General features: G+C 63.8%; 9 protein-coding genes. 6 read left to right on the top strand and 3 right to left on the bottom strand.

Going from position 1 to position 12848, the window contains the following annotated elements:
* Positions 1-68 precede the first annotated feature (68 nt).
* Together Pan44_RS14250 and Pan44_RS28105 are read right to left on the bottom strand one after the other, a co-directional pair.
* Complete coding sequence (locus Pan44_RS14250; protein ID WP_145030701.1) at positions 69-3281, bottom strand: UvrD-helicase domain-containing protein; 3213 nt, start codon at positions 3279-3281, stop codon at positions 69-71.
* Between the two features lie 17 nt (positions 3282-3298).
* Positions 3299-6046: a PD-(D/E)XK nuclease family protein gene (locus Pan44_RS28105; RefSeq protein WP_145030700.1), complete on the bottom strand. Its 2748-nt coding sequence runs from the start codon at positions 6044-6046 to the stop codon at positions 3299-3301.
* A 104-nt stretch (positions 6047-6150) separates the two neighbouring features.
* Between Pan44_RS28105 and rfbC the strand changes: the two genes are divergently transcribed.
* The 4 genes from rfbC (at position 6151) to Pan44_RS14225 (ending at position 9805) form a co-directional block, all read left to right on the top strand.
* Entirely contained in the window at positions 6151-6693 is a 543-nt protein-coding gene (gene rfbC / locus Pan44_RS14240) for a dTDP-4-dehydrorhamnose 3,5-epimerase (protein ID WP_145030699.1), read from the top strand.
* An 11-nt stretch (positions 6694-6704) separates the two neighbouring features.
* Positions 6705-7784 carry a 4-hydroxythreonine-4-phosphate dehydrogenase PdxA gene (gene pdxA / locus Pan44_RS14235; RefSeq protein WP_145030698.1) on the top strand — a complete coding sequence of 360 codons (1080 nt, stop codon included), beginning with the start codon at positions 6705-6707 and terminating at the stop codon, positions 7782-7784.
* 146 nt (positions 7785-7930) lie between these two features.
* Complete coding sequence (locus Pan44_RS14230; protein ID WP_197453324.1) at positions 7931-8893, top strand: glycosyl hydrolase family 18 protein; 963 nt, start codon at positions 7931-7933, stop codon at positions 8891-8893.
* A 63-nt stretch (positions 8894-8956) separates the two neighbouring features.
* The gene (locus Pan44_RS14225; RefSeq protein WP_145030696.1) at positions 8957-9805 is read left to right on the top strand and encodes a DNA alkylation repair protein; all 849 of its coding nucleotides are present in this window, start codon (positions 8957-8959) and stop codon (positions 9803-9805) included.
* 27 nt (positions 9806-9832) lie between these two features.
* On the opposite strand, the gene Pan44_RS14220 is transcribed toward Pan44_RS14225, so the two are convergent.
* Complete coding sequence (locus Pan44_RS14220; RefSeq protein ID WP_145030695.1) at positions 9833-10159, bottom strand: hypothetical protein; 327 nt, start codon at positions 10157-10159, stop codon at positions 9833-9835.
* A 221-nt stretch (positions 10160-10380) separates the two neighbouring features.
* Here Pan44_RS14220 and Pan44_RS14215 point away from each other — a divergent pair, with 221 nt between their 5' ends.
* Complete coding sequence (locus Pan44_RS14215; protein WP_145030694.1) at positions 10381-12345, top strand: beta strand repeat-containing protein; 1965 nt, start codon at positions 10381-10383, stop codon at positions 12343-12345.
* A gap of 306 nt (positions 12346-12651) precedes the next feature.
* Positions 12652-12843 (top strand): hypothetical protein, encoded by a 192-nt coding sequence (locus Pan44_RS14210; RefSeq protein ID WP_145030693.1) that lies wholly within the window; start codon positions 12652-12654, stop codon positions 12841-12843.
* The last annotated feature ends 5 nt before the right edge of the window (positions 12844-12848 follow it).

The raw sequence follows: 12848 nt of genomic DNA, 5'->3' as shown, positions 1-12848 counted from the left end.
ACTCCGCCGGGCCTCTTCCGCCTGTCGCTTCCCACCATTCGTTTTGCCTTCCCGACTGATCGGTGTTCTCAGAACAGCCGCCCAGGCCGGACAGCCTCCACATCCTCGATGCGGTGGGTCGTCAACCACACCAGCCTCGAGCGAACGACACTCGCATCGAGCCCATAAGTCCTCGCGACTGACGATGCATACTGCCGCACCTGCTCCCGATATGCAGGCCTGAGCGGAGTCGCTTCGCCAGCGAGGTCGGTCTTGAAATCAATCACGTCCGCCGCGACGACCTTTCCGCCGCGGCGATAGAGCACCAGCCGGTCGATCGATCCGCTGACACAGCGTCCTTCCACCAGCATCGTGAAACGAGACTCCGTCAGGCAGTCGACAGAAACATCGGCCCCGAGTTCCGCACGCTCTTTCAGGGCAGCCGAACGCAGGAACACGTCCTTCACGCCCGTTGCCGCAGCAGCCTTGAGGAAGGCCTTCAGCTCCCTGGTCAGCTTCGATTCATCGCGACAATGCGGACGGCCGACCAGCCGAAGCCGCTCACTTTCGAGCGGACCGTCGTCCAGCCATTTCGTCTCCTGGCACCAGAGATGCCACAGCGTTCCTCGCTCCATTCCGGATGCGGCGTCGATCGAGAGTAACTGCGACGCGCGAACCGAACGCCCCGCCCCTTTTCCCTGTGAAGGCGAAGCACTCTCGCGGCCACGGGTTCGATGACTTCCCGCGGATGCGAAGGAAATTTCAGCGGACGACCTCGCGGCCGCTGGCGGCGCCCCCTCTCCCGGTGTTTCCGGCGCCGGCAACTCTTCGAACCACCGCGGATCGCCACATTCGAACAGCACCTCACCGGGCGGAAGATCGGGCCGCTGCGCCAGCGTCGCCCGCAAAAGGCCGGCAGCCGTCTTCTGATAGGTCGTCTCCCCCTTCTGCGTGGCGGCCTGCGGAGCGATGATCATGTGCAGAGCGTGAGCCGCCCGTGTCATCGCGACGTACAGGCAACACAACGCCTCGTGCACATCCGTTCTTCGCTGCTGCTCGATCGCCCGCTTCAAGTCCGGCGGCAATAGCTTCTGCTGCGGATCGCCCCGGTAGATGAGAACCGTATCCGGCCTTTCCGCCGGAGCCGGACAGCCGACACACACGTCCGGCGTGTCGAACAGGCCGACGTCGAGGTCGGGCAGCAACACCACGTCGAACTCCAGCCCCTTCGATTTGTGGATCGTCATCACGCGAACGGCGCTGGCCGTTGGCTCCTCGACGCGCTCTTCGTCGATCCGCTTCGCAAACTCGACCGGCCGCAGGCCTGCCTTCAACTGATACTCCGCAGCGAGCACGCAGAGTCGCCTGAGCCGCGACTTCTCCCTCGCATTGCACAGCGGATCCAGCGCCCGCGCCCATTTTTCGATGGCGGCCTCGTAACCTTGCACCGCCAGTTCGCGGCGGATGGCAAGGGACGCAGCATCCGCCTGCGCGACATCCATCTTCAGATGAATGTCGAACAGTGCTCCCAGCGGAGAATGCGCGACGTGATAACTCGCCACCGTGTCGCCCGGATGATCGGCGAATCTCAGCAGCGACTGGATCAACTGGACCGCCGCCGATGTGGTGAGCCGCACTCCCCCTTCTTCGCTCGCTGGAATCCCGCGTTCGGCCAGCGCGTGGATGACGCGACCGACCATGTCGTTCTTGCGAGTGAGGACGCCGATCGTGACATCCGGCCGCTTGGTGATGAGCTCCGCAATGATGTCGACGGCCCGGCCGATGCACCGGTCGCGCTTTCCATTGATGCCCGGCTTCTCGTCGGAGCCTTCCGGCTCGGCGTCGGCCGTCTGGAGCGAGACGTACCCCGGCGCCTTCAGCTTCGCCGTGGAGTGCTCCGGGAACGAACGCTGCCACTCGACGACGTCGCCCGCGAGGTCCCCCAGGTTCGGGTGCAACTCGAGGTTCTGGAAGACGCGATTCACCGCCGACATGATGGCCGGCGCCGAACGCCGGCTTTCGTTCAGCATCCCCGAACGCACGCCAGGGACATCGCGCTGCACCTTGTCGAACAGCGCCGCCACTCCGCCGCGCCATCCATAGATCGCCTGCTTGACGTCCCCCACGCAGAAGAACGAGGTCCCCTCCCGACGGTCCAGAGCGTCGACGAACGGCCAGACCACGTCCCATTGCAGCAGCGACGTATCCTGGAACTCGTCCAGCAGCAGGTGGTCGATGTCACCGTCGAGTCGATGCACCAGCGCCCGGGAATCGACGCCACGCATGCGTTCGGCCAGCGCCACCGCAATGTCATCAAAACGCAACGATCCCGATTCCGCGACTAGTTGCTTCCGCGCCGCGCTGAACTCCGCCAGGAGGGCCTGGACGGCGAAAATCTGGTCGGCCCAGATCTTGAGCAGCACGCTTCGGGCCTGCTCGATCAATCGCCGGTAAAGGTCGATCACGTGGGCCGGAAGTTCCTTGCGTCCGAACTTCGTCTCCCCTTCCAGCAGCTTCTTCGCCGGTCCGCTGCCAAGGAAATCCTCCCACTCCCCGAGTCGACACTTCACGACGTCCTTCTCGTGGGCTTTCCGGATCCCTTCGCACTCCGACAGGTCGAGCTGCTCGTGCTCGACCAGCAGGACTTCGAGTTCCTCCCCCGACAGCGGAAGCGGCGGCTGGATGCGCCGCCACGCGTCCGCCTGCGTCAGCCGGAAGATGTCGTAATGAGTCTGCACCGTGGTCGACATCAGCCTGGCGATGCTCCGCGGGACGATTCCCTTGGCCAGCAGGTAGACCAGCCGCCGCGTCGTCACGTCGTCGCTTCCGCGAAGGACGTCATCAATCGCGGCGACCATCACCTGTCGGGATGCATGTTCATCGGCGATAGACCAGTTTGGCGGTAGCCCGATCTCCAGAGGGATCGACGTCGCCAGCCGGGAAAAGAAGCTGTCGAGAGTCGAGACCTTGACGCGATGCAGTTGCCGCACGGTCGCCGCCAGCAGCGACTCGCATTCGACCGCCGTCAGCTCGTCCCCCCCGAGAAATCCTGAAAGCTGCGTGCGTTGGTCATCATTCAGCACCGCGGCCGCAAGACGCAGCAGGATCCGCTCAAGAATTTCCCCGGCTGCCTTGCGTGTGAAAGTGACCGCCAGAATCTGCTCGGCCGGACAACTCCTCAGCAGCGAGAGATACCGGTTGGAAAGTTGAAATGTCTTCCCGGTTCCGGCCGAGGCTCGGATCAGCAGCCGGGGAGTGCGGCAGAATTCCGCAGATGGAACGGCGGCCTCGATAGCGTTCATGTCAGGAGGATTCCGATTCACAGGAACGGCTCCCGTCCAAACACGCCTTCCTGCACAATGGCCGAAAAATCATCGAACGTCGGCGGCTGCTTCGCGGGGGGCCAGAACCGGCCGGCGGCCACGTCTTCAGCGATGCGGAAAATCTTCCAGTTCGCCTGGGCAAACTGGTCTGGCGTCCAGCTGGCCCGTTTCAGGAGCTCCGACGGATCCTTGGGCGGCTCCTTGCCCAGCGCGACATACGCGACGGCCGCGTCGCCTGGGAGATCGAGCACTCCGGCCAGGAACCGGTATAGCGGCAGCTGCAGATCGACCCATTCGCCGCTCTGCACGTGGACTTGCTCCGGCGTGTCGCCGGAATCACCCGTCTTGTAGTCGATGATCAACCACTCGTCGCGGTCCGGGTGGTAGTCGATCCGGTCGATCTGCCCGACGATCTTGAGTGTTCGCCCACTCTCGAGAACCAGCTCACGGCTCAACTTCTCTTCGTGATACTGCACGCGCCAGCCCTCCCGACGATGCAGCGCCTGCCATTCTGCGAACGCTTTCAGCCGCAGCCGGGCCTGCTCGAGTTGCAGCTTCACCGCCGGAAGAGGTTCGTCATCGAACATCCTCGCCGCGGAGGCATCGAACGCTTCCTCGACGACCCGCTTCAATTCGAGCGGATCGGTCGCATCCTTCGCATCGCTCTTTGCCCACGTCAGAAGCGCAGCGTGGATGAGTGTGCCGAAGTCCGCCGCAGTCAGTTCTCCTTCGAGGTCCGCCACACCCCTGAGCCTCTCGATGTACTTCAGATAAAATCGATAAGGGCAGGCGATGTAATCTCGAAACGCCGTGACGTTCAGCCCCGCCACTTCGATGTCGGTCCGTGGACGGGGAACCTGGAACCCTGAAACCCGCCGCTCCTGAACCGGAGCTTCGTCCGGCGTCGGCTCGAACGCCTTTATGATCCGGCGGGCCATTGTTCTTTCGTCCGTCGCGAACACCAGCCGGCTTGGCAGGAGCGGATCCCCCTGCGCGTTGTGCCGTCCGCTGACCAGCTTCACAGACCGCCGGGAGTGAATCAGCACCGACAAGGCATACGCGTCACGCGAGTAGCGCCGCCGGTTGTCTTCAAGTCCTAATTGTTCCCGGAGCCCGTTCGGCAGGAACATGTCGCTGTTGAGGGATGACGGCACAAAGCCGTCGTTGAACCCGCACACGACAAGCGACGGCGCATCGTCGAGCGGCAGTTCGAGCCACCCAATCAGTTCCACCGCATCAAGCCGGCTCTCCGGCCTCAACAACTCACCCGCCGTGCTCTCGAGCGCCAGCCGGATCGCGGCCGACGCGGTTGTCGCCGGGGACAGCGACTCAGGAACATGGGCCTGCTCCAGCAGGGCGTCGCGCAACAGTTCCAATGCCTGCCGCTCGCGCTGATCCGATTCCTCCTCACCAAATTCCCGGTCGGCGTAGACCTCCTCCAGGAGCCGGCAGACCGGAGCCGCCCACTCCCCCAGCGGACGGCCCGCACCGCGCAGCGGTTCCACCAGTTGGTCCACCAGTTCAGCGACGGCCCGGCAGATGGCGAGGTTTCGGTCATCCCCCGATCCCCCTCCCAGCCGCCGTGGCGCATGCTCCGCCACCGCTTGATCCACCATCGCCAGCCACCCCGCCGGAAGCCCTTCCTGGGTCAACCGGCGCGCGACGTCGGGATGTCGGATCAGCTCGCACGTGACAGGCGTCAGATCGCTTTCCAGCCGATTCGCGATCGCCTCCAGAAGGAGGGCCACCGAGGATCCACCCACGATCCGGCCGCCGATCCAGCGCGTCGCCACGCCGCGCTCTTCCAGCCCCACACGAACAGGCGACGCCAGCGACTCATCCGCCAGCCCGATCACCACGTCTTCGACTGCCGCCCCTGCTTCCGCCTCCCGACGGACAAAATCCACCACGGCCGCCGCCTGGTCGGTCGGTCGATCAACGAACGCCAGCCATTCCTCTTCCAGGGGAATCGCTGCCGATTCCCACGCCTCTGGAACCAACACCCCGAAGTCGTCAAATCGGTCCGCCAGCGATTCGGGAGCGTGCACGAAGACATGCACCCGATCCGACACCTGCTCCAGCATCGCCCGCAGCGTGTGATTCATATCGGCCAGGCCGATCAACAGAATATCGCAATCCGTTACCGGCTCCCTGCGTTCGATCGCGACGAGGCGCGCCGTCTGCCGGTCCCACAGATCGAGCTGGTCCAGAATCGCCAGGTAGCGATCCTGTGCATCGGCCAGCGATCGCCAGCGTGTCGATTCCCGCGCCGCGCAAATCAGCGGCAACTCCGCGACATCCCGAAAGCTCTTCAGGTCGGCCGCCAGTTCCCGGTGAACCTTCGCCAGCAGTTCGCCAATCTCCAGCCACGCCTGGATGTCCCCATCCGCCGGAGGATGGCCCACGATGCTTCGCATCTGCTCTTCGCGAAGCCCGCGCAGCGCCTCGACCCATGCGAATCGCTGCGTCAGATCATCCGCCAGCGGCCGCTTCAGCTGATAAAGTCGCTCCGGCAGGTCTTTCGGCGTGAGGACTTGAGGCGCCGCATTGCGCCCTTCCGTCTGCTCCGCCAGCAACTCGAGAAATCGCCGTCCTGCCCGGCCACCAGGCGTGACGACGATGACATTCGACAGGTCGACGACCCCGCCGCTGCGATATTCCGAACAGACAAAATCGACAACCACCGCAAGCGCCGGTCGCCGCCAGTCGATAAAAGTCCGCTTCGCCCGCATGACACGCGACATGTACCACACCGCCCACACCTATTCAAGCGTACACTACCGCGGCGGAGTGATCCCCGAAGCCGCGATCTTCTAACATCCCGCTGTCAATTCCGGAGTCTTCATCCATGCAATTTCGAGCCGGCCGACTTCCGGGCCTCGTCCTCATCGAGCCCCGCGTCTTCGCCGACGATCGCGGCTTCTTCCAGGAACTGTTCCACCGCGGGCGATTCGCCGACGCCGGGATCGATGTCGATTTCGTGCAGGATAATCTCTCCCGCTCGAAGGCCGGAGTCGTCCGCGGACTCCACTACCAGATCGAGCAGCCACAGGGAAAACTCGTCCGCGCTCTGCGGGGCGAAGTCTTCGACGTCGCCGTCGATCTTCGTCGCTCCTCCCCCACCTTCGGCCAATGGGAAGGTTTCCGGCTCTCGGAAGACAATCAGCTCGCCGTCTACATCCCGCCAGGATTTGCTCACGGTTTTTCAGTCCTGTCCGATTCGGCCGATGTGCTCTACAAATGCACAGCGCTCTATGCGCCGCAACATGAGCGCACGCTCCTGTGGAACGACCCCACCGTGAATGTCGCCTGGCCCCACAGCCAGCCTCCCATCGTCTCGGGGAAAGACCTCGCCGGACTCCCGTTCGGCCATGCGGAAATGTTTTCCTGACGAGCAATGGAATGTCGGCTCCTGTCATCGCAATCACGCTCGGCGACGTCGCCGGAATTGGCCCCGAAGTCGCCCTGAAAGCTCTCGCCGACGCCGCCACCCGCGGCTGCGGCATGCCGCTCATCATCGGCCATCCCGAAATCGCCCGCCGCGCCATCCAGCAGGCGAAGCTCGATATCACCGTCGAGGCCGTCTCCAGACCTGAGCCGATTCTCAGCGACACCACCATCGCCTGCTGGCTCCCTCCCGAAATGGCCATCACGGCCCACGGCGCCGATCGCGTCTACAGGCCCGATGATTGCTGCGACGTCAAATGCGGCGACGTCGACTGGCGGGCCGGTGCGGCCGCCTACGCCTGGCTGGTCTCCGCCACCCGCCTCGCCCTCTCCCACAAGATCGACGCCATCGTCACCGCCCCGCTCCACAAAAAGGCCCTCGAACTCGCCGGCCTCAACTACCCCGGTCACACAGAGATCCTCGCGGAAGAATGCGGCGTCGATGAATTCGCCATGATGCTCTACGTCCCCCCCGGACGCGGAGTCGGCGCACGCTACGGACTCGGCTGCGCCCATGTGACTCTGCATACCTCCATTCGCTCCGTCCCCGGCGCGCTCAGGATCGACGACATCCGCGACACCGCGATGCTCGTCAGCAACTTCCTGAAGCAGGTCGGGTGCGAGCATCCGCGAATCGGCGTCTGCGCCCTGAACCCGCATGCCGGAGAGCATGGACGCTTCGGCGACGAAGAAGACCGACTCATCCGTCCCGCCGTCGAAGAGGCCTGCGCACTCGGCATCGACGCCCATGGCCCCATCCCGGCCGACGCCCTCATGCGGTTCGCCATTCGCGGCGAGTTTGACGGCGTCGCCGCCATGTACCACGACCAGGGACACATCGCCCTCAAGCTCGTCGCGTTCAACCAGGCCGTGAACGTCACGCTCGGCCTCCCCATCATCCGCACCAGCCCCAGCCACGGCACGGCCTTCGACATCGCCGGCAAAGGCCAGGCCGATGCCTGCGGAATGATCGCCGCCATGGCCACCGCCATGCGCCTCGTCGACTGCCGCGAAGGACTTCTCGCCGGCGGCTGATCCCGCCGTGAAATCGACTCTAGGAAAAAAAGGGTGGCACTGGTGCCACTGGCTCTGCCAGTGCGACCAAAGCGATGACCTCCGCAAGCCAGGCACTGGCAATGCCAGTAGCGCCAATCCCAGCATTCAAGTTGAACAGGCCACGAATGAACCTCTTCTCTCCCCTGGCCCGAATTCGCCCCAGACTCGCGCTCCTCGCGATCACCGCAGCGGCGCTGTCCGCAGCCCGTTGTGCGTCGGCCGCGGACTTCTCCGAGTTCCGCGTCATCGCTTACCTCCCCGAGTATCGGGCCGCCGGTTTTGAAACCGCTCAGGCGCAAGGCCTGACCGATCTCATCGTCTTCGCCGCAGCCGCAGGCGACGACGGCTTGATCGACATGCGCGGCCTCCAGCGCTTCCCCTGGGAGCGCGCCTGGCAGCTCAAGAAAGAAACCCGTGCCCGCCTGATCCTCTGCGTCGGCGGATGGAGTCGCTCGAAAGGCTTCCCCGCCGTCGCGGCCGACGCGACGAAGCGGAAGGCCTTCGCTGCATCGGCCGTGAAAATCTGCCTGGAGAAACGGCTGGATGGTGTCGACCTCGACTGGGAACACCCGAAAAACGCCGCTGAAGAAGAAGACTACGGCAAGCTCCTGGCCGACATGAAAACCGCCTTCGCCCCGCACGGCCTCATGCTCTCGGCCACCGTCGCCGGTTGGCAGAAACTGACGGATGAAGCCATCGCCTCCGTCGATGCCATCCAGCTCATGTCCTACGACCACGGCGGCAAACACTCGACGCTCGAAGACGCCATGAAGGACGTCCAGAAGCTCCTCGATCGTGGAGTCCCGGCCTCCAGGCTTGTGCTCGGCGTCCCCTTCTACGGCCGCGGAATCACCGACCGCGACCGCGCCACCCCCTGGCGCGAAATCGTCGAGAAACAGAAGCCGGCCGCCGGAGTCGACGAAGCGGATGGCCTCTACTTCAACGGCCCCGAAACGATTCGCAAGAAAACTCGCTACGCCCTCGAGAAGCAGCTGCAAGGCGTGATGGCCTGGGAGCTGGGACAGGATGCCCCCGAACCCAACTCGCTCCTGAACGTCATCGAAACCGAAGTCCACAAACCCAGATAGCAATCCTTCTCCTCACGCCCCCAAAGCCGACGGCTCGCCGTCGCAGCCCTCTCTGCTCAACCAATGCATCCCGTCCAGCGATTCTCGGCCCCCTCGGCGATCCTGGCCGGAACGCCTCTCAAGGCCCTCTTCGACCGCCCCTTCCTCGAACTGCTCGCGGAATCCTTCACGGCCGTTCATCCCTCCTTCAACAGGCGGCGGTTCCTCAAAACCGCGCACGCCGGTCTGGAGGATCTCGAGCTCAGCCCCAGGGCCGCCCACATCGCCAGGGCCCTCATCGCCGAGCTTCCCGAACAACCCACCGACCGGATGAGCACGCTCATCGCGGCCTTCGGCCCGGAGCTCTCGAAGACCAACGGCAACGGCCTGGCGCCGTTCTTTTACCTTCCCCATTCGCACGTCATCTCCACCGCCGGAGTCAAAGACTTCGAAAGCGGAATGCAGGCCAACTACGAGCTCACCAGGCGCTTCACCGCCGAGTTCTCCATCCGGGCTTACGTCGTCGAACACCAGGCCGCCACGCTCCGCCGCCTCAAGGCGTGGACCAAAGACCCCAATCCCCACGTGCGGCGGCTCGTCAGCGAAGGGACCCGTTCACGCCTCCCCTGGGGCATCCGCCTCAAGGCCATCCAAGCCAACCCCTCGCTCACGCTGCCGCTCCTCGAAGCGCTGAAAGACGACCCGGAGCCCTACGTCCAGAGGTCCGTCGCCAACCATCTCGGCGACATCCTCAAGGATCACCCCGCGTTCGGCTACGAAATCTGCGAGAAGTGGATCAACGAAGCCCGACGCAAAACCACTCCCGCGGGACAAGCCAGATCCCGCCTCTGGATCATCCGCCACGCCGTCCGCCTCCCCGCCAAAAAAGGCGAACAAAAAGCCCTCACCATCCGCCAGCAGGCCCGGCAATAACTCCCCCGCCCTGCCCAATCCGACGGTTCACCGTCGCGTCTCAAACTCCCCCGGGCTACCCCCCTCCCATTGGCGCACGACATTCCAGTACGCCATCGCAAAAAACGTCACCGCCTGAACCGCAACCAGCAGCACCAGCACCGGCGCCAGAATCCCGCTCTTTGAAAGCTCAACCTGCCGGATTGTGCGAACCCCGAGAACGACGACAACAAGGGACCACACTCCAAGCCCAAGCGCGTAGGCCACCGCCGACGGATGCTGCGGCATCGTGGCCGGCGCGGTGAAAATATGACAGCCAAGCACCGTCGCCCAAAGCAGGCCGTGAAGCGACGAAATGCGCCGATCGGAACTCAACGGCGATCATCCAGAAGGACGCGAACCGAATCCAGCCAACCTACGCTCGCCCTCAAACTTCAATTGACGGCGCAGCGCTGCTAGAAGCATAGTCCGAATTTCATCTGACAGGGGCTAATCTCGTGCTGGGCCTATTTTCGAGTCTGCTGCTTTCGTCGCGCCCCATCAGAGCACGGCAATCGCGAGCGCCCGTCGGGACGCACGCTTCCCTCGCCGTCTGCGTGCAGCGTCTGGAATCGCGGGTGCTGTTGTCCGCGGTCACCTGGACCGGCGGCGCCGGCACCAGCAATTGGTCCGACGGCAGCAACTGGAGCGGAGGCGCGGTTCCGGGGCCCGGCGACGACGTCAGCATCTTCAATACAACAGTCCGCAACGTCGCCGGAACAATTCGTAGCCTCAGCGTCTCGAACGGCACGTTGGAAGGCGGCGCCCTCATTCTGGAGAGCGGCGTCACTCTGTCGAGTGGAGCCAGGCTGAAGGACGTTGCCCTGAGCGGCAGCGCCTACACACTCACGTCGTACCACGGAATACTGGACGCCGCCTCGCTCAGCGGCCATGTGACCATGGCCTCGGTCAACGGATCGGTTCATCTCTTCCGCGTGCAAAATGGTCTGACGCTGAACGGAACCGCAGCGCTCAGCGGAGGCGGTATTCCCGGCAGTGGCCCGGCGTATTCCGGTTTCGTGTTCGAAGGGAACCAGACGCTGGCTGGCGCAGGAACCATTGTCTTCACCAATAACTACAACAACGCCGTCGTAGCAGCCTCCGGATCAGCACTGACCATCGATTCCGGAATCACGATCCGCACCAATGGGCCGTCCACCAGCGGATACGTCGGCTGGGCACATCACGGCGTGTCAGGCGGAACCGATTTTTCGACAACCAGCTTCATCAACTTCGGGACAATTCTCGCCGATGGCGGCTCGATCCTGGTCCGCGGCAACGGCAGCGTCAACAACAGCATCCTCGGAGCGGTCAACGGCGGGGAACTGAAGTTTGAAGGGGCCACCACCAACAACACGACGATTTCGGCTGGCCCGAGCTGTCAGGTGGACGTCAACGGCGTGATTACAGGCGGAGCGATCACCGCCGCCGATGGCGCGATCATCAGTGTCAGCGACGGCAACACGCCCTATGGCGGCCGTCTCAAGAACCTCACCGTCAGCGGCGGCTCCTACTCGCTGAGATCCTACCGCGGTTTGCTCGATGCCGTCTCGATCAGCGGCAATGTGTCGTTGGCTTTCGCCAACGGATCGATTCACTTCCGCGTCCAGAACGGGCTGACTCTGAACGGAACGGCGACCCTCGGCGGTGGTGGGATCCCCGGCGGCGGCCCGGCCTATTCTGGCTTCGTGTTCGAAGGGAATCAGACGCTCGGCGGCACGGGAACTATTGTCTTCGCCAATAATTTCAACAACGCCGTGGCAGCCGGCGCCGGGTCGGTCCTGACGATCGGTTCCGGCATCACCATCCGCACCGGTGGTGCATCCACGCTCGGATATCTCGGCTTCGTGCACCACTTCATTTCTGGCGGAACCGACGACACGTCCACCAGCATCATCAACCAGGGGACGATCCTCGCAGACGGTGGCTCGATTCTGATCCGAGGCAATGGCAGCGTGAACAGCGGTAGCCTCGGCGCGGTCAACGGCGGGGAACTCAAGCTGCAGGGCGCGCTGACCAACACCTCGACCATTTCGGTCGGAATGAATAGCAAACTGGACGTCAACGGCGTGGTCGAAGGCGGTGCGATGACCGGACTGGACGGAGCCGAGATCGGCGTCTCAGCCGGCACATCATATGGCGGCGCGCTGAAAAGCGTCGCCCTGGAGGGCAGCGTCTACGCGCTGAGGTCCTTCAACGGCGTGCTCGATGCCGTCACCATCAGCGGCAACGCCACACTGTCGGCCATCAATTCGACCCCCTTTCGCGTGAGGAATGGCCTGACGCTCAATGGAACAGCAACACTGATCGCAAACTCTAATTATGCGGGGTTTGTGTTTGAGGGATCTCAGGCCCTCTCTGGAAACGGCGTCATCGTGTTCGGCGGAACGAGTCTCAGGAACGTCCTGGTAGCGACTGAGAATTCCACGCTGACGCTGGGCTCGATGAACTCCTCTCCGGAGAACTCGATCACGGTCAGGTGGCACGCCCCACGGCGCCCGATTCGGGGTGGCACGCCCTGACTGACCTCAGGAAGGAAGGGCGTGGCAAGCGTTGCCGAGCCCGTCCACGCCCTCCGCCCCCCAACCAGACCTTCTTGGCACACCGGCCACCCGGCCGGGGTTGGAGCCCTTTTAGGCGAACCCCGGTCGAACATTGCCGAGCCTTGTGCTCCCGAGATTCCGATCATAGACGATTTTGACGGTCGGCCAAAAAATTTCTCGAATCCATGTCGATCTGAACGAGCCTCGTTCGACGTCTTTGTAACAGCCAGACGCGGCTCGCAAGTAAGCCGAAATCCTTTCCGGCCCTCAACCTCAGGTCACACCATGACCCTGCTCATCGACTCCCGGCTCTGCATCAATCCCGACCGAATCGTCATCGACTACGTGCGCGGACTGGTGGGCGAAGTTCACCTGACGACGATCGTGATGGGAGACGTCGGCTCGACGGCATCCCCGCGCCGCAGGAACTCCACGCGGGCCTACCGCGCCGCGGATCCCGTCGACTCCGGCGAGTAAGGAGG

The sequence above is a fragment of the Caulifigura coniformis genome, from assembly GCF_007745175.1.
GTDB classification, from domain to species: Bacteria; Planctomycetota; Planctomycetia; order Planctomycetales; family Planctomycetaceae; genus Caulifigura; species Caulifigura coniformis.
The sequence above is the reverse complement of the archived record's forward strand: the minus strand, read 5'-3'. Positions and strand labels throughout refer to the sequence as shown.